At 64.0% G+C, this 25,016-nt stretch carries 19 protein-coding genes; 2 read left to right on the top strand and 17 right to left on the bottom strand.

Going from position 1 to position 25,016, the window contains the following annotated elements; genetic code table 11:
- Window position 1: 1 nt before the first annotated feature.
- The 4 genes from ACI6S0_RS07895 to ACI6S0_RS07880 all read right to left on the bottom strand — a co-directional run bounded on the left by ACI6S0_RS07895 (window position 2) and on the right by ACI6S0_RS07880 (window position 5,405).
- Complete coding sequence (locus tag ACI6S0_RS07895) at window positions 2-2,350, bottom strand: sensor histidine kinase (protein WP_004207175.1); 2,349 nt, start codon at window positions 2,348-2,350, stop codon at window positions 2-4.
- Window positions 2,351-2,529: 179 nt separating this feature from the next.
- Window positions 2,530-3,948, bottom strand: a complete 1,419-nt coding sequence (gene ahcY, locus ACI6S0_RS07890) for an adenosylhomocysteinase (protein ID WP_010338767.1) — start codon at window positions 3,946-3,948, stop codon at window positions 2,530-2,532.
- A gap of 119 nt (window positions 3,949-4,067) precedes the next feature.
- Window positions 4,068-4,658, bottom strand: a complete 591-nt coding sequence (locus ACI6S0_RS07885) for a hypothetical protein (RefSeq protein WP_004207177.1) — start codon at window positions 4,656-4,658, stop codon at window positions 4,068-4,070.
- 186 nt (window positions 4,659-4,844) lie between these two features.
- A complete protein-coding gene (locus tag ACI6S0_RS07880; protein ID WP_434405424.1) occupies window positions 4,845-5,405 on the bottom strand; it encodes a YqgE/AlgH family protein in 561 nt (186 codons plus the stop codon).
- A gap of 144 nt (window positions 5,406-5,549) precedes the next feature.
- Here ACI6S0_RS07880 and ACI6S0_RS07875 point away from each other — a divergent pair, with 144 nt between their 5' ends.
- Both ACI6S0_RS07875 and ACI6S0_RS07870 read left to right on the top strand, forming a co-directional pair.
- Window positions 5,550-6,032 (top strand): peroxiredoxin, encoded by a 483-nt coding sequence (locus ACI6S0_RS07875; RefSeq protein ID WP_434405423.1) that lies wholly within the window; start codon window positions 5,550-5,552, stop codon window positions 6,030-6,032.
- A gap of 93 nt (window positions 6,033-6,125) precedes the next feature.
- Window positions 6,126-7,580 (top strand): AMP nucleosidase, encoded by a 1,455-nt coding sequence (locus tag ACI6S0_RS07870; RefSeq protein WP_434405422.1) that lies wholly within the window; start codon window positions 6,126-6,128, stop codon window positions 7,578-7,580.
- A gap of 37 nt (window positions 7,581-7,617) precedes the next feature.
- On the opposite strand, the gene ACI6S0_RS07865 is transcribed toward ACI6S0_RS07870, so the two are convergent.
- From ACI6S0_RS07865 to ACI6S0_RS07805, 13 genes are all read right to left on the bottom strand, one after another.
- Complete coding sequence (locus ACI6S0_RS07865) at window positions 7,618-8,766, bottom strand: GGDEF domain-containing protein (RefSeq protein WP_169860944.1); 1,149 nt, start codon at window positions 8,764-8,766, stop codon at window positions 7,618-7,620.
- A gap of 31 nt (window positions 8,767-8,797) precedes the next feature.
- The gene (locus ACI6S0_RS07860; RefSeq protein ID WP_434405421.1) at window positions 8,798-10,621 is read right to left on the bottom strand and encodes a M2 family metallopeptidase; all 1,824 of its coding nucleotides are present in this window, start codon (window positions 10,619-10,621) and stop codon (window positions 8,798-8,800) included.
- Window positions 10,622-10,679: 58 nt separating this feature from the next.
- Window positions 10,680-11,441, bottom strand: a complete 762-nt coding sequence (locus ACI6S0_RS07855; RefSeq protein WP_214866596.1) for an alpha/beta fold hydrolase — start codon at window positions 11,439-11,441, stop codon at window positions 10,680-10,682.
- Window positions 11,438-12,121 (bottom strand): DUF2238 domain-containing protein, encoded by a 684-nt coding sequence (locus ACI6S0_RS07850; RefSeq protein ID WP_434405420.1) that lies wholly within the window; start codon window positions 12,119-12,121, stop codon window positions 11,438-11,440. Before ACI6S0_RS07850 ends, ACI6S0_RS07855 begins: the two co-directional genes overlap by 4 nt.
- Before the next feature lie 8 nt (window positions 12,122-12,129).
- Window positions 12,130-13,155 (bottom strand): aspartate-semialdehyde dehydrogenase, encoded by a 1,026-nt coding sequence (locus tag ACI6S0_RS07845; RefSeq protein ID WP_004207185.1) that lies wholly within the window; start codon window positions 13,153-13,155, stop codon window positions 12,130-12,132.
- Window positions 13,156-13,312: 157 nt separating this feature from the next.
- The gene (locus ACI6S0_RS07840) at window positions 13,313-15,532 is read right to left on the bottom strand and encodes an alpha/beta fold hydrolase (protein ID WP_434405419.1); all 2,220 of its coding nucleotides are present in this window, start codon (window positions 15,530-15,532) and stop codon (window positions 13,313-13,315) included.
- Between the two features lie 122 nt (window positions 15,533-15,654).
- On the bottom strand, window positions 15,655-16,611 hold the full coding sequence (locus ACI6S0_RS07835; protein WP_136187277.1) for an alpha/beta hydrolase: 957 nt from the start codon (window positions 16,609-16,611) through the stop codon (window positions 15,655-15,657).
- Between the two features lie 12 nt (window positions 16,612-16,623).
- Complete coding sequence (locus ACI6S0_RS07830; protein WP_434405418.1) at window positions 16,624-18,045, bottom strand: BNR-4 repeat-containing protein; 1,422 nt, start codon at window positions 18,043-18,045, stop codon at window positions 16,624-16,626.
- A gap of 19 nt (window positions 18,046-18,064) precedes the next feature.
- On the bottom strand, window positions 18,065-19,300 hold the full coding sequence (locus ACI6S0_RS07825) for an MFS transporter (protein ID WP_434405417.1): 1,236 nt from the start codon (window positions 19,298-19,300) through the stop codon (window positions 18,065-18,067).
- Complete coding sequence (locus ACI6S0_RS07820; protein WP_434405416.1) at window positions 19,297-20,247, bottom strand: 2-dehydro-3-deoxygalactonokinase; 951 nt, start codon at window positions 20,245-20,247, stop codon at window positions 19,297-19,299. Before ACI6S0_RS07820 ends, ACI6S0_RS07825 begins: the two co-directional genes overlap by 4 nt.
- 7 nt (window positions 20,248-20,254) lie before the next feature.
- Window positions 20,255-22,900 carry a TonB-dependent receptor gene (locus ACI6S0_RS07815; protein WP_434405415.1) on the bottom strand — a complete coding sequence of 882 codons (2,646 nt, stop codon included), beginning with the start codon at window positions 22,898-22,900 and terminating at the stop codon, window positions 20,255-20,257.
- Between the two features lie 169 nt (window positions 22,901-23,069).
- Window positions 23,070-23,792, bottom strand: a complete 723-nt coding sequence (locus tag ACI6S0_RS07810; protein WP_004207194.1) for an IclR family transcriptional regulator — start codon at window positions 23,790-23,792, stop codon at window positions 23,070-23,072.
- 46 nt (window positions 23,793-23,838) lie between these two features.
- Window positions 23,839-25,014 (bottom strand): mandelate racemase/muconate lactonizing enzyme family protein, encoded by a 1,176-nt coding sequence (locus ACI6S0_RS07805; RefSeq protein ID WP_434405414.1) that lies wholly within the window; start codon window positions 25,012-25,014, stop codon window positions 23,839-23,841.
- Window positions 25,015-25,016: the final 2 nt, after the last annotated feature.

The raw sequence follows: 25,016 nt of genomic DNA, 5'->3' as shown, positions 1-25,016 counted from the left end.
CTCAGCCACGGGGCAGCTCGATCACGACCATCGTTCCCTGCCCCGGCTCCGATACCAGTTCGAACGTGCCGCCATGGGCTTGTGCCAACTGCTTGACCAGCGGCAGGCCGATCGTCGCGCGGGCGCCCTTGCGATTCTGTTCGGCGCGGCTGATCGCATCGAAGATCGTGGCTTGCCGGGTGGCATCGATGCCGGGGCCATTGTCCGACACGACAAGGCGGGCGAGATCGGGGCCGCCATCGCCGTGCAACAGCACCCGTGCGCCCGAGCCGCAATAGCGTACCGCATTTTCCAGAAGATGATCGACCGCCTGGCCGATCCGGCGTGCATCGCCCTGGATCACCCCCAGCGTATCCTGCAGGGTGACGGCAAGATCGATCCCCTTGGCCTTTGCCTCGGCGTCGATGCGCGCGACGCTGGCGCGCACCAGCGCCGCCAGATCGACCTCGCTGCGTTCGATCGGCAAGGTGCCGGCCTCGCCCTGGGTCAGGTCGAGCACATTGTCGATCAGCATCGACAGGCGCCCGGTGCTCTGCAGGATACCGTTCACATATTCGACCGCGCTGTCGCTGAGTTCGCCGGCATAGCCGGCACTCATCATCTCGGCAAAGCCGGCGATGGTCGTCAGCGGCGTGCGCAATTCATAGCTCATGTTGGTGACGAAGGCGGTCTTGACCTTGTCGGCCTGCTCCAGCGCCTCGTTGCGGTCGCGCAACATCTGCTCGACCCGCCGGCTGTCGGTGACATCCAGCATGGTGAACAGCGCATTGCCATCCGGCAGCGGAATGGCGGCAAATTCGAAGATGCGCCCGTCGGCAAAGCCGACATGGCCGACACGCTGCTTGCGCTCGACCGTCGCCGCGCGGACCAGTTCGCGCACCAGATTGCTCTGCTGCGGCTTGGCAAGGCGGCTCTGCACGGCGCGCATCAACTCATCGATGCGAGGATGTTTGCCCAGCGCCTCTTCGCTGATGTCCCAGATGGTGCGGAAACGGCTGTTCCACAGATGCAAGCGCCCATCCGACGAGAAGACGCCGATCGCCTCGAACAGATTGTCGAAGGTCGCGGTCCGCACCCGCAGCAGCGTATCGCGCGCGCTCGACAATTGCACCTGCTCGGTCCGATCCTCGAAGATCAGCAACAGGCCGCCATCGGGCAGCGGCTGGGCATAGACGCGCAAATGCGTGCCATCGACCAGCAGCCAGTTCTCCTCCAGCGGATCAGGAGACAGGAACCAGTCGCGCCGCTCCGCGCGCCAGGCCGGAAAGTCGCGATTTTCCGGCAGGCGGCGCGCATCGCGCATCTGATCCAGCACACGCTCGAACAGCGGTGCATCCGTGAGCGCTTCCTGTTTCAGGCCGAACAGGCTGATGAAGGGCTGGTTCCAGAAACGCAGCGCCCGGTCGGGACCGAAGCGCGCAACACCGGCCGACAGCCGATCGAGCAGATCGCGCTGCGCCGCTTCCAGCCGGCGATGCTCGACCCGCGCCTGTTCCAGCTCATGCTGGTCCATTGCGAAACCTGCGACACCGGCCGCGCCCAGCGGCACGTCGACGACGCGCATGGTCCGCCGTTCGCCGTCGATTGTTGCCGGAACGATACGCGCAAGCGAATTGCCCTCGTCGAGCGCCTGTGCTGCGGCGTCCTGCGGGCTGAAGCCGTTCACATTCTCGACCAGTTCGGTGCCGTTCATGATCACGTCATGGGCGCCGGCGCCATCGACGGCGCGGACATAGGCGCTGTTGACCAGGCTCAGGCGCAGATCGGGCGTGCGGTGCCACATCGGGAAGGGTGCGGCCTCGACCAGCCCGGCGAGCGCCTCCAGCGCCTCGCGCAATTGCCCGACGGTCGCGCTCAGCGCCTGGATTTCCGCCTGGCTGTCGGTCGCGTCGAAGATCCACAGCACGACGCCGCCATTGGCGGCCAGCGCCGGCCCGGCGGGCGCACCGCGAACCAGCAGCGTGCGCGACGAACCGCTGCCCCGGATCGGCAGCGAAAAACTCTTGCCCGCTTTCTGTGCGGCGCCGATCTCGCGCCCCAGTGCGGCAGCATCGGCCGGCTCAAGCCCGCCATCGGGCGCCGTCAGTTCGGACACGAAGGTCGGCACGCGGTCCCGGCCCAGCCATTTGCCCAGCCGGTCGGCGGCCTCCATCCGGCCGTCAGGATGAATGATGACGGGCGCAGCCGGCGCCGACGCCAGCAGCGTCGTCAGCCGATCCAGCTTGCCCTGCGCCTGCATCCCTGCGCGGCGCATGCGCTGACCCGTGATCAGCGCCCATATCGCAGCCCCCAGCCAGCCGGCCATCACCGTGCCCAGCAACAAAGTGGCAAGCGGGCTCATAGACCCCATTGCGCCATTCCCATCCCGTTCGCGACCAGTTGTTTATCGTTCATACAGACCAATGGCCACGGGCCTAACGCAACTTGGCGCCGGCGGAAAGCGCCCAGATATGATGAATGCCCGGCACAGCATGGTCCGGGCATCGGATAAGGTAAAAGGGGGAGGATGGCCCTCCCCCTTTCCAATTTTTAGTAGCGGTAGTGGTCCGGCTTGAACGGGCCTTCGACCGGCACGCCGATATAGTCGGCCTGACGCTGGCTGAGCTGGGTCAGCTTGACGCCCAGCTTTTCCAGGTGCAGCGCGGCGACCTTCTCGTCCAGATGCTTGGGCAGGACATAGACGTCGTTGCCGTAGGTCTCGCTCTTGGTCCACAGCTCGATCTGCGCCAGCGTCTGGTTGGTGAAGCTGGCCGACATCACGAAGCTGGGGTGGCCAGTGGCGTTGCCCAGGTTGACCAGACGGCCCTTCGACAGGACGATGATCTTCTTGCCATCGGGGAATTCGACTTCGTCGACCTGCGGCTTGATCTCGGTCCACTTCATGTTGGCGAGGCCGGCGATTTCGATCTCGCTGTCGAAGTGACCGATGTTCGACACGATCGCCATATTCTTCATGGCGCGCATATGATCGACGGTCAGAACGCCTTCATTGCCGGTCGCGGTGACGAAGATGTCGGCGCGCGGCGCGGCTTCTTCCATCGTCACGACTTCATAACCTTCCATCGCGGCCTGCAGGGCGCAGATCGGATCGACTTCAGTCACGAGGACGCGGGCGCCGCCATTGCGCAGCGATGCGGCCGAACCCTTGCCGACGTCACCGAAACCGGCAACGCAGGCGACCTTGCCGGCCAGCATGACGTCGGTGCCGCGACGGATGGCGTCGACCAGCGATTCCTTGCAGCCATAAAGGTTGTCGAACTTCGACTTGGTGACGCTGTCGTTGACGTTGATCGCCGGGAAGGGCAGCTTGCCCTTCTTCGACAGTTCATACAGGCGGTGAACGCCGGTGGTGGTTTCTTCCGACACGCCCTTGATCGACTGGACGGTCTTGGTCAGGAAGCCCGGACGCTCGGCCAGAACGCGCTTCAGCACGGCGCAGAAGATTTCTTCTTCCTCGTTCGACGGCGTGAACAGCTCTTCGCCAGCTTCGACGCGGGCGCCCCACAGGGCGAACATGGTGGCGTCGCCGCCATCGTCGAGGATCAGGTTGCAGACGCCGCTGTCGTCATTGTGCCAGTCGAAGATGCGCTCGACATAGTCCCAATATTCCTGAAGGCTTTCACCCTTGACGGCGAAGACCGGCACGCCCGACGCGGCAATCGCGGCGGCGGCATGGTCCTGCGTCGAATAGATGTTGCAGGTCGCCCAGCGGACCTGCGCGCCCAGCGCGGTCAGCGTCTCGATCAGAACGGCGGTCTGGATCGTCATGTGCAGCGAGCCGGTGATGCGCGCGCCCTTGAGCGGCTGCGACGCACCGAATTCGGCGCGCAGAGCCATCAGGCCGGGCATTTCGGTTTCGGCGATCTCGATTTCCTTGCGACCAAAGGCGGCAAGGCCGATATCGGCGATCACATAATCCTGCGCCTTGTCAGCGGGTACGGTGGCCACGAGCCTGTCTCCATCATTAGAAATTGACCGGCCGCCGGCATAAGGAAGGCGGCGGCGATGGTCGGGCTTTACCAATCGCCGCCAAGCATGGCAACTCAATATAAAGTTTTCTTTATGTGTTAATTGGCCGGACCCCGAGCCTGTGCGGACGGCAGGCGCGCTGCCCCTTCGGCCATGGCGATGGATCGGCCCACAGAGCCGCCGCTTACACCTTCGTCGGCCAGCAGATCATTGGCCAGCGCGATCGCCATGTCGCACTGGGGCGCATCGATCCGCGGCGCAATGCCGGCAGATTCCGACAATTTCCAGATCGCAGCCCGATTGGCCGGGACCGCATTGGCCGCCGCCTGGATCGCCTGAAGATCCCGGCATTCCAGCCCGCCGGCACCCGCGCCATAGCTGTTCGCCAGCATGATGACATAATCATCATAGGCGTCGAGACCGCCTTCCAGACCCGCAACGTCCGCAAAGTGGCTGCGCAGCGCGTCATTCACCTCGACCAGGGCCGTCCGCTTTTCACGCACGAACTGGTTATAGGCCGGCAGGAAATCATAGGCGCTCGTATTGCAGCGAAGCGCCGACACCATCAGCATCATCTCGAAATTGCGGACCTGCGCCGCCTCGACATGATCCTTCTTCCAGCAGGTCGCTGCCGACGCCGGCGCGAGCGGCATCGCTGCGGCAAGCGCCGCACAGATAATCTTCTTCATGAAATAACCCCGCATATTCCCCAAGGACGGAGAATGAGCGGAACCGATTGCTGCAATCTATCGCGCTATGGTTAAGGCGAATTTACCCTAAACGGTTCAGTTACGATGACAGAACAAGCGGCCAATGGCTGGTGTTGTTCTGGCTCTACAACGGTCGAAAATCGACAGCGCAACGGATCAAAAAAGTCAGGCCGACCCGCCGCCACTCACCAGATGGGCCGAATCGACCCCCGCGGCGGCATAGGCCGCGCGCCATTTGCGGTGCGCAGGCGTGTCGAACAGCAGGGCCGCATCGCCCTCGGCCAGGAACCAGCTTTCGCCCGCCATTTCCCGTTCCAGCTGGCCCGCGCCCCAGCCCGCATAGCCCAGCGCGACAAGATAGCGGCTCGGGCCGCGCCCTTCGGCAATCGCCTTCAATATGTCGAGCGAGCCGGAAAGTCCCCAGTCCGGCCCGGAATGCACCATGTCCTGCCCGGCCCAATCGAGCGAATGCAGCACGAAGCCGCGCCGCGGCTCCACCGGTCCGCCTTTCAGGACGGGCTGGTCAGGAATGCCCGAAGCGTCGATATCGAAACTCTGGAGCAGGTCGCGCAAGCCGACCCCCTCGACCTCCTCGCTCAGGGAAATACCCAGCGCCCCATCCTCGTCATGCACGCACAGCGCAATCACGGAATGGTCGAAGCGCTCATCCTCCATGCCCGGCAATGCCAGAAGGAAGCGGCCGCCAAAAAAGCGCGGATCGGTCATGCCAGCGAATATAGGCACAATCGCGACGATGCCAATCGGCGACCGTCGCAGCAAAGGGGCGTCATGTCATATTCCACATTCGCACCCTTGACAGGGGAAGCGCGAGCAACGAACTCCGCGACGCCACAGGCCAGGAGACAAGATATGACCATCACCAAGGGTGATCGCCTTCCCAGCACGACCTTCACGAAGATGACCGAAAACGGCCCCGAACAGGTTGTTTCGGACGAATATTTCGCAGGCCGCACCGTTGCCCTCTTCTCGGTGCCCGGCGCCTTCACGCCGACCTGCTCGGCCAAGCATCTGCCCGGCTTCATCGAAAAGGCCGAGGCCCTCAAGGGCAAGGGCGTCGACGAGATCGCCTGCACCGCCGTCAACGACGCCTTCGTCATGGGCGCATGGGGCAAGTCGGCCGGCGCCGATGACAAGGTGACCATGCTGGCCGACGGCAATGGCAGCTTCGCACAGGCCGTGGGCCTGACCATGGACGGCAGCAAGTTCGGCCTCGGCGAGCGCGGCCAGCGCTTCTCGATGATCGTCAAGGACGGCGTGGTCGAGGAACTGAACGTCGAGGCTCCGGGCGACTTCAAGGTCTCCTCGGCCGACTTCATGCTCGAACAGCTCTGAATTTTCGGGTCGCACGCCCGGCCGGAACGGTCGGGCGTGCGATTGTTTCGCTGGCATCTTCCTTCCGTCACACAAGTGCGGTAGCAAGAGGTGATGACACAGAGCATCGGCACAGCGATCGTCGCGCAACTCGACGCCATCTATCAGACATCCATCGAAAATCTGCGGGATGCTATGCGTGCCTATGCCCGCGATGGCAGCATTCCGCCGCCCGAGGCCCGGGCCGATCGGCGCTTCTGCTACCCCGAACTGCGGGTCACCTATCAGGATGACAGCCAGGCACCACCGCCGGGCCGCTCCTTCGCGCGCCTGTCGAAGCCCGGCCGCTATGTGACCACGGTCACCCGGCCCGCCATGTTCGCCGATTATCTCGCCGAGCAGATCGACCTTCTGGTCCGCGACTATGGCGTGGAGGTCGAAACCGGCCTGTCGGATCAGCAGATCCCCTTCCCCTATGTCCTGGACGGACTCGACATCAATGCGCTCGACGGCACGCCACCGACCGAACTGGCGCGCCACTTCCCGGCAACGGAACTGGCCGAGATCGGCGACGAGATCGCCGACGGGCTGTTCACCCCGGATGCCGAAGGCGACCGCCCGCTTGCCCTGTTCGACGGGCTGCGCACGGATTTCTCGCTGGCGCGCCTGAAGCACTATACCGGCACCCCGGCCGAGCATGTGCAGCGCTATATCCTGTTCACCAACTATCATCGCTATGTCGACGAGTTCGTGGACTGGGCCTGCAAGGAACTGCAGCGCCCAGATAGCCGCTTCACCGCCCTGTCGGGTGCCGGCGGCGTCTTCGTTACGCCCGAAACCGCCGATCCCGCGCAGATGATCGCCGACAGCGCCTGGCGCAAGCATCAGATGCCGGCCTATCATCTGATCGCCGCGGATCGCAGCGGCATCACCCTTGTCAATATCGGTGTCGGCCCGTCCAACGCCAAGACGATCTGTGACCATCTCGCTGTCGTCCGCCCCGAAGCCTGGCTGATGATCGGCCATTGCGGCGGCCTGCGCCCCAGCCAGCGGATCGGCGACTATGTGCTGGCCCACGCCTATCTGCGTGACGACCATGTGCTGGACGAGATGCTGCCGCCGGAAATCCCGGTGCCGGCGATCGCCGAGGTTCAGGTCGCGATGGCGAGCGCCGCCGAAGCAATATTGGGCGGCGGCAACCCGGAGGATTTCAAGCGCCGCCTGCGCACCGGCACGGTCGTCACCACCGACGATCGCAACTGGGAATTGCGCTATTCCAGCTCCGCCCTGCGCTTCAGCCTGTCGCGCGCGGTCGGCATCGACATGGAATCCGCCACGATTGCGGCGCAGGGTTATCGCTTCCGCGTCCCCTATGGCACCTTGCTCTGCGTATCGGACAAGCCGATCCATGGCGAACTGAAGCTGCCCGGCCAGGCCAACCGTTTCTATGAGGAAGCCATTGCCGGCCATCTGCGCGTCGGGCTGATGGCCTGCGAACTGTTGCGCCAGGAAGGTCCAAAGTTGCATAGCCGCAAGCTGCGCGCCTTCAACGAGCCGCCCTTCCGGTAAAGCGGAAATCCCCGCGTCGTTGCCCGATCCCGATGGATCAGGCGGCGGCGCGGGATACCGTGACCCGGTTCTTGCCCTCGCGCTTCGCCGCATAGAGCGCCGCATCGGCCCGCGCGACCAGATCGTCCAACTCCCGATCATCCGGCCGCAAATCGGTAACGCCAAAGCTCGCCCGCAGCAACGCCTGGGGAGCTTCGCCAAGGCGCAGGCAACTGATTTCCGCCCGCACGCGCTCCATCGCATCGGCCGCGACCTCTGCACCGGTATCCACCATCAGCAGGCCGAACTCGTCGCCACCCAGGCGGCCGACCACATCACCGCGCCGTACCGCGTTGGTCAGCAGATGGGCAAAGCCGCGCAACGCGGCGTCGCCCGCCATATGACCATAGCCGTCATTCAGCCCCTTGAAGCCATCCAGGTCACAAATGACCAGCGCGACAGGGCGCCCCTGTCGCCGGGCATTGGCGATCGCCCGCTCGGCGGCTTCCTCGATACCGCGACGATTGAGGACGTTGGTCAGCGGGTCATGCATCATCTGCTGCCGAAGCTGTTGGGCCAGGTCGCCCGCCACCACCAGCACGGCCGTGACCGCCGTGCCGACATAGACGGTCGGCATGAACAGCCCCAGGATCGCGCGATAGAGTTCCTTGCCCTCCTCCGGACCACGGATCAGGGCTGCCGATGTGGCAAGCGCCAACTGACCCAGGGCAAAGGCGAGCAGCGCGGCGAAGAAGGCCAGTTCGGGCGGCGTGAAGGACCGGTTGCGCGGCCAGAGTGACAGCGCACTGACCGCCATGAGCAGACCGACATAGGCAGGAATGATCATCCCCTGCATGATCTGACTACCCACCGGCCCGATCGCAATCGCCATTGCCAGGCTCACCAGGACAGCCGGGACGGCAAAGGCGAGCAACTGCAATGGGCGGCCAGAACGCTGACGGATGCCGATCGCCAGTAGCGACGCGCTGACAATGAGGCCGATGCCGGTCAGGATGAACAGCCAGCGGCTGTGCAGGAAATAGCCACCTGCATTGGCGATCCATTGGAGGATGGCGACCGCATAGGATGCGGTCCAGGTCAGCACATGCCTCTGGCGGCCGAAATGCAGCCATGAAACACCCATGGCGATGGTCATCACCAGGGCAGTACCGAAAAGCAGGGAAAGAATAACGGCCGGCGCGCTCATGCGCCGGCCATTTACCAATTTTTACGGCGACTTACCAGCCGCAGGACTTGCCCTTATTCTGCGTCTTCAACCATGTCTGAAGCGGCGCAAAATAATTGACCAGCGCCTTGCCTGACATCTCGCGGCTGCCGGTGAAGGCCTGCAGCGCGTCGGGCCAGGGCTTGGATGCACCCATCTTCAACATGGCATCAAGTTTCTCGCCTACTGCCTTGTTTCCATAGAAGGAGCAACGATGGAGCGGCCCCTTCCAGCCGGACTGGCGGCAGGCCGCTTCATAGAATTGGAACTGCAGCACACGCGCCAGGAAGTAGCGGGTATAGGGCGTATTGCCGGGTATATGGAATTTCGCGCCGGCATCGAACTTCGTCTCGTCACGGGACACCGGCGGGACAATGCCCTGATACTGGCGGCGCAGGTCGGTCCAGGCCGACTCATATTTGGATTCCGGGATCGATCCGTCGAACACACCCCAACGCCATTTGTCGATCAGCAGGCCGAACGGCAGGAAGGCGACCTTGTCCATCGCCTGGCGCAGCAACAGGCCCAGATCCTTGTCGGTGCCCGGCACCTTGGCCGGATCGAGCAGGCCGATCTTCACCAGATAGTCGGGCGTGATCGACAGCGCGATGAAATCGCCAATCGCCTCGTGGAAGCCGTCATTGGCGCCGTCGAGATAGAGCGGCTTCTGGATATTATAGGCGCGCTGGTAATAATTATGGCCTAGCTCATGATGGATGGTGACGAAATCATCGCCATTCACCTTGGTACACATCTTGATGCGGATATCGTCCTTGTTATCCAGATCCCAGGCGGAGGCGTGGCAGATAACTTCGCGGTCGCGCGGCTTGGTAATCTGCGACCGTTCCCAGAAAGTCTGGGGCAGCGGCGCGAAGCCGAGCGAGCTGTAGAAGCCCTCCCCCGTCTTCACCATTTTGATGGGGTCGTAATTCTTGGCCGTCAGCAGGTCGGTGACGTCATAGCCGAGATCGCCGGCACCGGCGGGCGCGACGATGTCATAGATATTGCCCCATTCCTGCGCCCACATGTTTCCGAGCAGGTCCGCGCGGATCGGCCCGGTCTTGGCCTGGACTGCATCGCCATATTTCTCGTTGAGCTTGGTGCGAGTGTAGCAGTGCAGATCATCGTAGAGCGGTTTTACTTCGGCCCAGATCTTGTCGGTCAGCTTGGCGAAGTCATCGGCCGGCATGTCATATTTCGACCGCCACATCGCGCCGGTGTCGGCAAAGCCCAGTTCCTTGGCCCCCTGGTTGGCGATCGTCACCAGCTTGGCATAGTCGCCGCGCATCGGGGCGCCGACATTATCGTGCCAGCTGACCCACATTTCCTTGAGTTCGTCCGGATTGCGGTCCGTGCCCATCTTCTCTTCAATGTCGCTGCCGTTGATCGGCTGGCCGTTCAGCGTGCCCTTGCCCTTGCCATAGGTGGACTGGAGCTTGGTCGCGAGATCGTTCAGTTCCTGCGAGGCGCCCGGCGTGGTCGGCGCGGGCAAGGTGAGCGCCGTGCGCAGCAGCGTCAGGCGGCGCCTGGTCTCTTCGGTCAGACCCGGCGCAGTCGCGAACTTGGCCGCCTCCAGTGCATAATCGACCCGCATCGTCGTATCGATCGCGCCGAAATAGGAAGCAAGCGCATCGGTATCGTCGGTGATGTAGGTCGCATTGATCCAGGCGGCCCGGCTGCTGATCAGCGACTGATCGAACAGCGCCTTCTCCGCCTTGGTCAGGAAAGCTTCGGCCTCGGCAGCGGTCGGCTGCTGCGTGGTCGGCGCCTGCTGCGCCAGCACCGGCGATGCAACAAGGGCAGCCGCAAGCGCGGCGATCGAAATGGCGATTTTCATGGAACTTGGCCCCTCAGGTCTTCTTATGGGGCCAAGGTGGATTAGGCGGACGAGACAGTCAAGCGGTCAGGAAATCGACCATCGCCTGGCCCAGTTCCTTGCGGGTCACGGCGTTCATATGATTGCCCGGAATCTCGACATAGCGGCCGTTGGGCAGTGCATCGACCAGTTCCTGCGCAATCCCATTATCCTGATCGTCGGCGCCGCAGATCACTTCGGTCGGCTGCTGGAAGCCGGCAATGGTCGCCTCGTCGGTATCGACGAAGGTATTGAGGATATGCAGCATCGCCACCGGGTCGCCCTTGGTGGTCTTGAGGAACGCCTCCGTCATCCATTCCGACGTGCCGCGCTCGAACGTGCCGAGATTGGTCAGCACCTTCTTGTAATAACCACCCTTGTCGAGCGTCTTGGTCAGCCCGCGCAGGCCCATGCCGGCCAGGATCACCCGACGCGGCGTCGCGCCGCGCGCCAGCATCCGCACGGTCGTGCGCGCGCCCAGCGAATAGCCGCCGAGGTCATAGTCGGTGAGGCCCATCTGCTCGACTAGCGCCAGATTGTCGTCGGTCAGCGCATCGGCCGGATAGGCGGCTGGATCGTGCGGCTTGCCGCTTTCGCCATGGCCGCGCAGGTCCGGCATGATCAGGCGGAAACCCGCCTCCACCAGCTTGGCGGCATGACCGTAGCGGATCCAGTTGGTCCAGGCGTTGGAGAAATAGCCGTGGATCAGCACCAAATCGCGCCCCTGTCCCACGACATGCACCGCGATCGGCAGGCCGCCCAGGCCCTTGATATCATGGCGTTCGATCTGCAGGTCGGTCATTGTGCTGGTCCTTCGGGGCTTGGGGCCTCGCCGATAGGATCTCCGCCGCGCCCGCGCAAGAGCGCGATCAGGGCAAGGGCGCTGCCGATCTGGGCGGCGGCCATGTCCTTCTGCGGATCCCACACATCGCCCTGCTGGCCATTATAATAATCGGCGGTCTCGCCGGCGGCGATCACCGTCAGCAGCCATTCGAAAATCTCGTAAAGCGCACTGCCAAGGCCGATCGCGGCAAAGGCGAAGGCCAGGCTCCAGCCATGGCGCAGGCTGCCCTTGCGTCGCGCAATCTCCGCCACCGGTGCGGTCAGCAATGCCCCAAAGGCGAAATGGACGAGCCGGTCATAGGCATTGCGATGGAGGCCAAGCAGGCTGGAAATATCATGTCCGCTGAGCATCCGCGCCCAATCGTCATAGGGCACATAGCTGTAGATCCAGCGCGCGCCCAATGTGTGAAGCAGCAGGAACAGCCAGATGCAGCCGACCGATTGGCTCGACAGCGGCCAGCGTCTCAGCATCCAAGGCGCGCCGATCGTCAGCAGCACAGTCGGCCCATGCTGCAACGGCGCGAGATCGGGAAAGGGCTGCGCGACATTGGCCAGCCCGATTGCCACCAGCAGGGTGGCGATCATCCGGCGCTGCGCGACAGGAAGGGCTTTCCATGTCGCGACAGCGCCGGAGATCATGTGCAGGCTCAGCCCTTCTTGAGGTGGCGACGGCCCAGCAGTTCGGCGATCTGCACTGCGTTCAGCGCCGCGCCCTTGCGCAGATTGTCGCTGACGCACCACAGGTTGATGCCGTTCTCGATGGTCGAATCCTCACGCACGCGGCTGATGAAGGTCGCGAAGTCGCCAACGCATTCGATCGGGGTGATGTAACCACCATCCTCGCGCTTATCGACGAGCATGATGCCCGGCGCCTCACGCAGGATGTCCTGCGCTTCCTTGGCCGAGATCTCATTCTCGAACTCGATGTTGATCGCTTCGCTATGGCCGACGAACACCGGCACGCGTACACAGGTCGCGGTCAGCTTGATCTTGGGATCGAGGATCTTCTTGGTTTCCGCGACCATCTTCCATTCTTCCTTGGTCGAACCATCGTCCAAGAAGACGTCGATGTGCGGGATCACGTTGAAGGCGATCTGCTTGGTGAACTTCTTCGGCTCGGCCGGATCGCCGACGAAGATGTTGCGCGACTGCTCGAACAGCTCGTCCATGCCTTCCTTGCCGGCGCCCGACACCGACTGGTAGGTGGCGACGACGACGCGCTTGATCTTGGCGGCGTCATGCAAGGGCTTGAGCGCCACGACCATCTGCGCGGTCGAGCAGTTGGGGTTGGCGATGATGTTCTTCTTCACATAGCCATCGATCGCGTCCGGGTTCACTTCGGGCACGATCAGCGGAACGTCCGGGTCCATGCGATAGAGCGACGAATTGTCGATCACGACGCAGCCGGCCGCCGCCGCCTTGGGCGCATATTCGGCGGTCGGGCCGGAGCCGGCCGCGAACAGGGCAATGTCCCAGCCGGTGAAATCGAAATGTTCAATATTTTTGCATTTGAGTGTCTTGCCGGTGTCACCGAAATCAATTTCGGTGCCCTGCGACCGGGGCGATGCAACCGCCGCGATCTCGTCAATCGGGAATTCGCGTTCGGCGAGAATGGTCAGCATCTCGCGGCCCACATTACCGGTGGCACCAACGACGACGACCTTATAACCCATGACTTAACACTCCACTCCATGCAGCATTGCGGGGTGGCGCATAGCGCAGTGGCGCGATTTGTCCAGAAAGAAGGGCTATTGCCAGCGATAGTCACGGGGTGGGAGGTGGCGTCAGCACGGCCGACACCACCCATCCGTTACTCTCTACCCCCGGCCTTCACTTGGCCGGATCAACACCTTGATCGCGCAGAAAATTCTCGATCGTGGTCCAGAGGTGACCGCTGATCTTGGGACCGCCGACGCGGTGCGTCTGCCCCGGATAGACCATCAGTTCGAACGGCACGGCCGCGCCCTGCATCTTGGCCATCAGCGCGGTGGAATTGTCGAACACGACATTGTCGTCCGACATGCCGTGGATCAACAGCAGCGGATCCTTGATCTTCACCGCGTCATCGACCGCGTCCGAGCCGGGATAGGCGCTGGGCTTGTCCTGTGGCTGACCCAGATAACGCTCGGTATAATGGGTGTCGTAAAACTCCCACTTCGTCACCGGCGCGCCCGAGACGATCGCGGCGAACGTGCCCGGCGCCTTTTCCGCCAGCTTGAGCGACATATAGCCGCCATAGGACCAGCCATAGGTGGCGATCCGCTTGGGATCGACGAAGGGCTGGGCCTTCAGCCATTCGACGCCCTTCAACTGATCGTCGACCTCGACCGTGCCCATGGCGCGATGGATCTGGTCCTCGAATGCCTTGCCGCGATCGGGCGTGCCGCGATTGTCGATCGAGAAGACGATCCAGCCCCGGTCGACCAGATATTGGTTGAGCGCGCCGCTCCAGGTGTTGGTCACCTGGCGCCCGGCACCCGGACCGCCATAATGGATCATGAAGACGGGATAGCGCTTGCCCGGCTGCATCGGCGGGGTCAGCATCTTGGTGTAGAGGGTGCTGCCATCGGCCGCCTTGACGGTGCCGAAAACGGTCCTGGCATGGCTCGCCAGATAGGGCGCATAGGGATGATCGCCCTTCAGCGCATTTTCCGAAATCCACTGCAGCTGCTTGCCGCTGCTATCAGCCAGATAGACCTGCTTGGGCTGGTCGGCATTCTGGCGCGAGACGACGATCCGGCTCGCCGCACCATCCATCACCGCATCGTTCCACCAGCCCTCGGCAGTCAGCGCCTTGAGCGGGCCGGCCTTGGCTAGCGACGTGACATAAAGCTGCTGCTCCAGCGGCGTCTCGCGGTTGCCGGTGAAATAGACCAGGCTCTTGCCCTCATCCACACCAACGATATCGCGTACTTCCCATTCGCCGCTGGTCAGCGCGGTCCATTTGCCGCCCCGCACATGATAGAGATGGCCATGGCCGGTCTTTTCCGACCACCACAGAAAACTGCCGTCACTCAGCGGCATGAAATTGTTGCTGAGGTTGATCCAGCTTTTCGACGTTTCGGTGAGGACGATCTTGGCCTTGCCGGTCGTCGGATCGACCGCAAGCAGGTCGAGGCGCTGCTGGTCCCGGCTTTCGCGCTGGACATAGAGGGTCTTGCCATCCTTCGACCAGTCGACACGGGCGAGATAGACGTTCTTGTCCGCGCCGAGATCGACCTGGACCTGGCCTGAGCCGTCCGCCTTCATGACGAAAAGGTCTACGATGGCGTTGGGCGTGCCGGCAGCCGGATAGCGCTGCTGATAAACCTTGGTGCCCTCCCCGCCAATCGCGGTGCGGGTGACAATCCCGACCGGGCTTTCATCAACCCGCGCGACCGCGATCATCGCGTCGGTCGGTGACCACCAATAGCCGGTGCGCCGATCCATTTCCTCCTGCGCGACGAATTCCGACACGCCCCAGCTGACCGTATCGCTGGCGCCCTGGGTCAGTTGCTTCTCGCTGCCGTTCATCGGCTGCACGAACAGGTTACCGCCGCGCACGAAGGACACGAAGCCGCCCTTGGGGCTGACCACCCCATTGAGTTCGCCGTCCGGCGTGTCGGTGAGGCGGGTGACCTTGCCGTCGAGCGCGGCGAGATAGAGATCGCCATCGACCGGCACCAGGATGCTCTTGCCATCGGGCGACCAGTCATAGCTGGTGATGCCGGTGCTGCCAGCGACCGAGCGGTCGCGTTCGCGCTGCATCTTTTCCGCTTCGCTCAGTTCCGCGCCGCTGCCGGTCTTCTTCGAATCCACCAGCATGCGTTCGGCGCCGGTTGCGGTGTCGATCGCCCACAGGTCGAGCCGCTCCTTCTCGTCGGCACGCGGCTTGAGCAGGGTCACCAGCTTGCCGTCGGGCGAGAGCTTGAGAGCACGCGGCTGCGGGCCGGCAAGGTCGGGGCTTGCGAACACCCGCTCCAGCGTCAGCTTTTGCTGCGCCTGCGCGGCTGTGACGGGAAACAGCAGCAAGGCGCCCAACGCAGCGCCGGCCTTCAGATATGGGGACATGCTCATCCTTTCCGGGCAGCACCCGATCGGGCGCCACAATATCGGCCGGGCTTAGCGCGATGCGACGGAAAAGATCAATCGGTTGGAAGAATATGTCCTCCTTCCACGGGAGCCCCTGACACTCAGACCAGCCCGCTCCGCACCTGCCATTTGCGCGCGATTGTCGGCCAGTCGGCAAAGGGCTGGGCCGGGTCGCCGCGCAGGCCGACGCCATGACTGCCTTCGTCGAACAGATGCATGTCGATCGCCCCCTGCGCCGCGCGCACCGCGCCGAACAGGGTCAGCGACTGGTCGACCGGGACGGTGCGGTCATGGACCGAATGGAATAGGATCATTGGCGGCGTGGTCGACGCCACGATCTTGTCCAGCGAATATGCCGTAATCTGGGCGTCAGTCGGATTGTCGCCGATCAGCGACCTTCGACTCCCGCCATTGGTGGCGCCGGCCATCGTCACCACCGGATAGAGCAGGATCGCCCCGTCCGGCCGGGCCGACAGATGGTCCGCACTTTCCGCCATCGGATAGATGCGGTCATTGGGCCGCATGCACAGGCTTCCGGCCAGATGGCCGCCGGCCGATCCGCCCAGCACCAGCACCCGCTGCGGATCGACGGTCCAGCCGCCGCTGCGCCCGGCCCGGATCAGTCGCATCGCCCGTTGCGCATCCTGCAACGCGACATCTGCCCCCGCCGCCCAGCGATCGGCCGGCAGGCGATAGCGCAGGACGAAGGCATGGATACCCATGTCAGCCATCCAGCGCGCGCATTCATAGCCTTCCCGGTCGATGCCGACCCGCGAATAGCCGCCACCCGGAATGATCAGCACTGCCGCGCCAGTCGGCTTGGCCGCCGCGAACCAGGACAGGGTCGGCCGCGTCACATGGATGCCGACGCGGTAGCGATAGCCCAGCGTGTCGATCTGGTCGTCCACCACTTCGGTGATGGCCGGTATCTTGCCGCCCGGCACGCCATCGGGCCAGAGCGGGATGATCTGCGTCGGCTCGTCGGTGGCCGCGGAAAAGCGGCCGAACAACGGTGAACTTGCCACCGCCGCCAGAAATTCGCGTCGACTGCCGATCATCCCGTCTCCCTTTCAGTTCGTGACCTGCGTCAGATAGACGCTGCCGGTGGTGCTGTTCACATCGGTCGGCGCGGCCCCATAGATGATGTCGGTGTCGGCCGACAGCGGCACCGTGGTAAGCCGGGTTATCGCCTTGCCGGGCGCGAGGTCGGTAATCGTCCAGCCCGACGCCGTCGATGTCTTGAGCCCCTGGCGCAGCCCTTCGCCGGTGGTGGCGAAATAGACGCGGACCTGCGCCGCCGTGCGCGATATGCCCAGCGCCGCGGGCACATTGTTGCTGGCGGCGTAGACTTTTTCCCGGCTGGTCCAGCCGGTGCCGCTCCAGCGCACGCGCCAGACGTCGAAATTGGCGTCGCCGCTGCCGTCGGTCGGACGATAGCGATAGGCGATGGTCGGCTGGTTATAATCGTCGAGCGCCAGCTTGGCGCTCTGCAAGCCTTTGAGCGTCTGGTCGGTGGTGAAGACCTCGCCCGACTGGAGCGGCAGGAAGAAGAGCTTGGCATTGGCGAGGCCCACCGGCAGCGTCGCCGCTGTGCCATCGGCATAGCTCCAGCCGCCGCCGGTCGGCGAGTAGCGCAGATAGCTGCCATAATGACGCAGCGACCGGGGCAGCGACTTGGCCCATTCCCACAGCAGATGAACGCTGCCGTCGCTGCCGAATGTCATGTCGTCGGGATAGACGACCGCATCATTGGCGGCGGCAAAGGTGCCGACATGGCTCCAAGCGCTGCCGCCGCCCGACATGGCCCAGCGATATAGTTCGCCCTCGCCATCATAGGTTGCCGCGTCATAGCTGCGGATCATCAGATAGATGTCGCCATTGGGCGCCCGCTTGGCGACCGGATAGGTATAGAGGCCGGTGGCGGGGATATCGGTCTGGCGGGTGAAGCTCATGCCACCGGGCGCATCGGCGCGGAAATAGCGCATGCCATCCGACAGATTGTGCATGTCGGCCCAGACATGCAGCACGCCCGCGCCGTCGACCGCGATGGTCGGCTGCTTGTGGCCGATATCGTCCGCCTCAGTCCAGACCGTGCCATCGGGATTGCGCAGCACGGCGAAGGTCCAGGTGCCACTTGTGTCGCGCTTGCCGATCTTGACCTCATGGCTGCCGGCCGCGCCGGAGGCTGGCGGACTGTCGAAGGCGACATAGAGCGTGCCGTCGGGGGCCAGCGCGATCGGTACCCACCAGGCCGCCTGGTTGGAGGAATCCGCGTCGCGCGGCACCCGTTCGACACTGATGCTGGCGGCGAGCGCAGCGGCCATGGGTTCTTCCGCCGTCGCCTGGAGCGGGCTGCCGAGGCTGACCCAGTTGGCGATAGCGCTGGTCGCCGCCGGACCCGTGCCGGTCGTTGTCGCATCGCTCAGCAGCAGCGCGGCCGAGGCCGTTCCGGCAAGGGCCAGTCCCCCTGCCAGTCCATAGAAACGCTTCATCTTCCTCTCCCACTTGTTGTTATGCGTGGACGAGTTGCCCTTCCCCATTGGATCGGCGCGCACTGCGCAGCGCCAGGAAGGCAAGCAGAAAGGCGATCGGATGGAGCAGCGCCATCAGCAGGAAGCTGCGTTCGAACGCACCGCCCGCGACAAGCTGGCCGACCAATTGGGTCGAGAGCAGCCCGCCAAGCCCGCTGCCCGCCGCGACCACGCCGAACACGGTGGCGACGATTCGGGTGGGATAGAGATCGACGATCAGCGTGCTGATATTGATCTGGAACACCAGATGGGCGAAGGCCACGGCGGAGGCGAGCGCGAACAGGATCGGCAGGGCCGGATGGCTGGCCGCGATCGCGCCGAGCGGCGCCACCAGCGCGGCCGCGCCCATCAAGATGATGCGGCTGGTTGCCGGCGCCACACCGCGAGCGATCAACCGGCTGGAGAAGAAGCCGCCGCCGATGCTGCCAAGGTCGGCCGCGAGATAGACGATCCACGCCATGGACGCGACCGCGATCAGGGTCAGGCCATAGATGTCCGTCAGATATTTGGGGAACCAGAAGAGGTAGAAATACCAGACTGGATCGGCGACCGCACGGGCACCGGCAAGCAGCCAGACCGACCGGTCGCGCAGGATGCGGCCCCATAGGGCGCCCTCGCTGATCCGCTCCTCCTTCGGCTCCGGCGCGCTGCGCGGATAGACCATCAGCCAGACGACCAGCCAAGCAAGGCCCGCCGCGCCGGTGGCGATGAACGCCGCGCGCCAGCCGAAATGCAGCGCGATGCCGGCGATCAGCGGTGGCGCCAGCGTTGCGCCGATCATCGCGCCGGCCGTATAGATGCCAAGCGCAATGCCGCGTTCCCTGGGTGGAAAATGTTCCGAAACCGCCTTGGGCCCGGCGGTATAATTGCCCGCCTCGCCCAGCCCCAGCGCGAAGCGCGTCGCGCCCAGTTCCCCTGCCGACCGGACGAAGCCGGTCAGCAGGTTCGCCAGCGACCACCAGCCCACGAACAGCGCCAAAGACAGGCGCGTGCCCAGCCAGTCGGTCACCCGGCCGGCCATCAGATAGGCGAAGGTATAGGCAATCAGGAAAGCCTGGACGACGCGCGCATAGGCGATGTCATCCATATGCAGGTCTTGCTGCACCGTCGTCGCCAGGATCGAGAGCGCCTGCCGGTCGAGATAGTTGATCACGGTCGAGGCGAACAGCATCGCCAGGATCGCCCATCTGATCTTGCGGGCCTTCCCCTCGATCATGCGGCCGCCGCCTCCATGCGCGCGACGATCGCCGACAGGCCGGCGAGTGCGGTGCCGTCACCCGCCGCCTTGTCGGTAACGATCCCCAGACGCTCGCAGACCCGGCCGTAAAGATCGACCAGCAGTTCCGCGCCGACCAGCACGATGCTGTCCACCGCCATACCCCGCGCACGATGGGCGGCGACCGCGTCGCGTATTTCCGCACCGATCATCAATCCGGACAGGAAGAAAGGCGCGGCGTCGCTGGTCAGTTCGCCCATCAGGATGCGACTGCGCAGCGCGAACAATCCATGCTCGATCGCCAAGGTCGGATCATCGACCACCAGCCCGACGCCGACATCGAACGCGGCGATGTCGGTCGGCGCGGCAGGATCATAGGGCTTGGCCAGCGATCGACCCAGCAGGCCATGGGCGAGCAGCAACTCGCGCACTTCCCCCTGCATCGAGGTGACGAAATCCAGCACCGTCCGTCCCTGTGTCCGCGCCCATTTGGCATGGGTGCCCGGCAGGCAGATCAGCCGTTCGGCATCATCATCCGCCACGCCAGCCAGCCAGCCGAACAATTGCACTTCCTCGCCGCGCATCACATCGGGCTGGCCGAAGATGTTGCGGCAGGACAGGCCCGGCACGATCGCGATAGGGCATCCCGCCGCCTCGAACCGCAGCAGAGCCCCGGCCATCGCCTCTGGCCCGGCGGGGCAAGGCAGATAGGCCGCCTCACGCCAGCCGATGGTCGACCCGATCATGCCCGACAACAACACCGGCATCGGACCATGACGGTCGATCCAGTCCCCTGCCGCCGCGCGGAACGCCGTTTCATGATCGGACACATCTTTGGCGCCCTTGCCGCGCACTGTCTCGACCGGGATCAGCCGCCCCTCCTCCACCCGACACAGGTGAAGGCGCATGTTGCTCGAGCCCCAATCGCCCGCGATCAGCATAGTCATCCCGTCCTCAGAACTTGAAGTTGGCACCGATGGCGAAGCGGCGGCCCTGCTCGGCATAGAGGGCGATCGCTTCGGGCGCGCCGGTATAGCGGATCTGCTTCTCGTTGGTCAGGTTGCCGGCCTCGGCATAGATACCGAAGGCGCCGAAATCATAGCGGATCGATGCGTCGATCGTCTCATAGGGCTTGAAGAAGGAGCCTTCGCCACCCGCCGTCACACTGTCGAGATAGCCCGAGCGATAATTATAGGCGACGCGCAGGCCGAACCCGTCCTTTTCATAATAGCCGACCAGATTGGCATTATGCTTGGACAGCCCTTCCAGCGGCAGGGTGGCGCCGGTGCGAGCATTTACGAACGGCGTGCTGCTGTCGATATAGCTGTAGTTCGCCAGAATGCCGAAACCGCTGGCAAAGCCATCCAGGAAGTTGAACGGCAGCTGCAGCATCACTTCCGCGCCCTTGAGCTTGCCGCCCTCGCCATTGACCTTGCGGGTGACCAGGAATTGCTGGGTCTCGCCCGGCACATCCTCGAAGGTCGAGCGGGTGGTCAGGAAGGAGCCGATATCCTTGTAGAAGAGGCCGACCGTCAGCGCCGAACCCTGGCGGAAATACCATTCCAGCGACACGTCATACTGATCCGCGCGGAAGGGCTTGAGGTTCGGATTGCCGCCGGTCCCGGTATAGACGATGCGGTTGAGCAGCAAGCCGGGGCTCAGATCCTGCGAGTCCGGCAGGCCGACGACCTTGGCCGCACCGACACGGGCCACCAGCTTGTCGGTCAGGTCGAATTTCAGCACCGCGCTCGGCAGCCAGTCCTCATAGGAGGGCGATGCGGTGACCGGCTGGAACGTCCCGTCGGCGCGGCGCAGCGCGGACACCGCATCACGGTCGGTGCGGGTGTAACGCAGGCCGATATTGCCGGAGAAGGGAATGCTGCCCAGATCACCCTTCAGATTGAGCTTCACATAGCCCGCCTTGGTGACTTCATCGAGCTTGTAGGAGGCAGTGGGGTCTAGGACGCGCGGCGTGCAACTGCCCAATATCGCCTCGCAGGCAAAGTCCGCGCCGGTGCCGAACGGATTGCCGACCAGATAGGATTGGGCGAAGGGCGCCTTGCCACCCAGCAGATCGGGGAAGCTGCCGACCTCATAGAGCGCCGCATCCCGATCGGTCAGGCGGACCGAGGAGGTGAGCTGTGACAGGAGCGAATTGCGCGCGGTCTTGAGCTTGGCGATACGACCGCCGACCTCGAAGGAGTCCAGCACGCCGCTTTCGATCGCATAGCGCAGGTCGACCCGGCCGGCATATTCCTTCGCATTGGATTCAAAGCGGTTATCGAAGAAGTTGGAATAATTGTAGAGCGACGGATCGAGCAGGTCGACGCCCGACGGAAGGGTCAGTTGCGGCACGCCGCCGCCGGTGAAATCGAACGAGGTCAGATAGGATGCCCGCGTCTGGGTGCGGACATAGGTCTGGTTGTAATTGAGCTGGGCATCCGAATAGCTGCCCTCCGCCTTGATCGTCCACGGCCCCTTCTCATAACGCAGGTTCAGCGCGCTGGAGAGCGAGTCATCCTTGATCGTCAGCCGCTCGTCATTGCCCTGCAGCGGCCGGCGGACCGTGCCCGCGACCAGCACCTCATTGGGCGAGAAGCTGTAGTCGACATAGTCCGCGCCATTGCTGGTCAGCGCGACGGCGAACCAGTTGCGGCGGCGCTTGGCCTTGCCGGCGGCATAGACGGTGTCCAGCGACAACTCCAGTTCGTCGGTGGGTCGCCATTGCAACACGACATTGGCGCCAAGCCGCTTGCGGCGTTCGCGCAGCCGCTGATAGCGAAGGTCGGCGATATAGGTGCCGGCCAGACCGTCGCCATTGGGATCATTGTCGGCCACGCCATCGCCATTGGGGTCGAACGCGCCGGTCAGCGGCAGGAAGCCGGCGAAGCTGTTGAAGCTGTCTTCCTGGATCGGCCGGTCGGATGCAGTCACATTCACCAGCACGCCAAACCGATCATCGAAATTGCGCGAATAAAGCAGCGAACCGCTGACACCCTTGCGGTCGAGCATGTCGGCATAGCTTCCCTCGATCCGGCCGGCGACCATCGTGTTCGGCGCGTCGAGCGGCTTGCGCGTGATGATGTTGACCGTGCCGCCCAGCGACCCGTCAATCTGGTCGGCCGACAGCAGCTTGGTGACTTCCAGGCGGCTGATCAGTTCGGCGGGATAAAGCGACAGCGGATTGAAATCGGCATCGGCCGGTACGCCGGGACCACGACCAAAGGGGCTGACCAGCGACCGGCCATTCACCTCGGTCCGGTTCTGACGCAGGCCACGGATCGACACGCTGGTGCCATCGCCCAGCGAGCGGCGGATCTGCACGCCCGACACGCGCTGGAGCGATTCCGCGATATTCTGATCGGGCAGCTTGCCGACATCCTCGGCCACGATCGAGTCAACGAAGGTGACAGCCTGGCGCTTGGTCTCGATGCCCTTGCTCAGGCTCTGACGAATGCCGGTGACGACGATATCGGCGACCGCGCCGTCGGCCGTCTGGGCGGGCTGCGGCTCTGCGGTTTCCTGGGCGGTTACGATCGTCGGAAACGCGGCCGTGGTGGCCAGTACCAACAGGCTCGCGCATTTTGCTACCTTGCGCATCTTCATCCCCTCCTGTGCGAGCATTGTGCTTCTGAGAGGGAAATTGTTGCACAATTAGCGACGTGTCAATCCCGAAATCTGAAATTTGTTGCTTCTATATCGATTTAATTGCCCAATATTGCGGAATAAAATCGATGGCACGCCATATTTGTATCACATGAAGCAACATTCATTCTCCGATGCGCTGCGCGGCCTCGCGCAGGGCCTCGACCAGCGGCGCCGTCGCCCCCTCGGGAATCCAGCCGGACATGGCGATGCCGGCATGGACCGGATCGCCCATCGACACGGAGACGATATGATGGTCGCGCTCATCCGCCACATGGACGCGCGCATAGCCCAGCGCACGAACCTCGCTCAGCTTGGCGAGCAGGCTGTCGATGCCGTCCGGGAACATCGGAATGTCGCGCCCTTCATACAGTTCGCGCACATCCGCATCCTCCAGTTCCGCGAGCAGCGCGATCCCGATGCCGCTGGTCGTCGCGGGCAACAGGCCGATACGGCCTAGGCCGCGCGACGCCTCGATCCCCGGCGGGGCGTGGAAGAGATAGGAGACGCTGTCATTCCACAGCACGCCCATCGCCACCGTATGACCGTATCGGCGGAGTTGCTCCAGCTCCGGCAGGGCGCGACGGATCAGGCCCGACGCAAACAGGCTCTGCGCCGCCAGCACATGCATGCCCGGCCCGGCGGTATATTTGCGGTTCGCGGTCTGTCGCGCGATGCCCAGATAGGCCAGCGTCTTGAGCAGGCGGTTGATCTTGGTCGGATCGGAATCCAGTTGCCGCGCCAGTTCGCGACAGCCGATCGGCTCGGGCGAGGAAGCGAGCGCCTGAAGCGTGGTGATCCCGTCGATCAGGCTCTGGTTGGGCTGGGCGTTGATTTTCGTGCGCATGGCCGTTTCTAGCGTCCGACCATGGCGTTTAGCCAGCCCAGATCTTTCATTGCCGCCCCCGCGTTACATGGTTCCAGAAGGCCGCGTTCGGCACCACTCCCAGCCCCGGTCCTTCGGGCAGGGCAAAGGCGCCGGCCGTGCAGGACAGACGCCCGTCAAGCAGTTGCGCCGAACGCGGCAGGATCGAATGCTGATATTCATGATAGGGCAGGTCGCGCACCGCTGCGGCGGCATGCAGGCTGGCCGCCGCGAAGATGCCGACGCCGATGGTCGCATGCGGCATCACCCGGACATGATGCGCCTCCGCCAGCCGGGCGATGCGCATGAACTGGGTGATGCCGGTATGGCCCATTTCGGGCTGCACGATCGACACTGCGCGCGCTTCCAGTCTTGGCCGGGCATCGAACACGCTGCGCCATTCCTCGCCCGCCGCGATCGGCGTCGCGACGCGGGCGGCGACATCGGCCAGCCCCGCCACATCCTCGGGCTTGACCGGCGCCTCGGCGAAATAAAGGTCATGCGGTTCCAGCCGACGGATGAGCGCCACTGCCTCGGCCGCCGAATACATCCAGTGAAGATCCACCATCAGCTTGACGTCCGGGCCGATCGCCGCGCGCAAGGCCCGCGCCTCCGCCTCGATCCCGTCGAAGCTGACCACGCCGGCGAACTTGATCGCGTCGAACCCCTGGTCGACGAAGCGCTTCGCCAGCGCGCAGCGCGCCTCCAATGTCGGTTCGGGCAGGCCGGAGACATAGGCCGGAATGGTCTCGCGGCGCTGCCCGCCCAGCACGCGGCAGAGCGGCAGGCCGACGGCGCGGGCATGGATATCCCACAGCGCGATGTCGACCGCCGCCATCGCATCCAGCCAGAAACCGCCCTGATAGCCGCGCACCCGCATCAGGTCGTAAAGATCTTCCCAGATCACCTCGACATCATGGGCCGATCGGCCGACCAGGATCGGCGCGATGACATCGTCGACCAGTTCGTGGATCGCCCCCGGCGCGACAAGTCCATAGGTTTCGCCCCAGCCGACCAGCCCTGATCGGGTGGTGGTGCGCACCACCACCGATCGGTCGACCGTCGGATAGATGGTGCCGTTGCGGCGCCGGACGATATAGCCGGCCGCGTTCACTTCCTCGCCCGGCCCCAGCGCGCCCAGATAGGGCACGTCGCGGGGAATAGTGACGGTGAAGACGTCCAGCCGCTCGATCACATCGTCCATCG

The organism is Sphingobium sp. DN12, assembly GCF_051058005.1.
Taxonomy (GTDB): domain Bacteria; phylum Pseudomonadota; class Alphaproteobacteria; order Sphingomonadales; family Sphingomonadaceae; genus Sphingobium; species Sphingobium yanoikuyae.
This window is presented reverse-complemented; position numbering and strand designations above follow the sequence as displayed.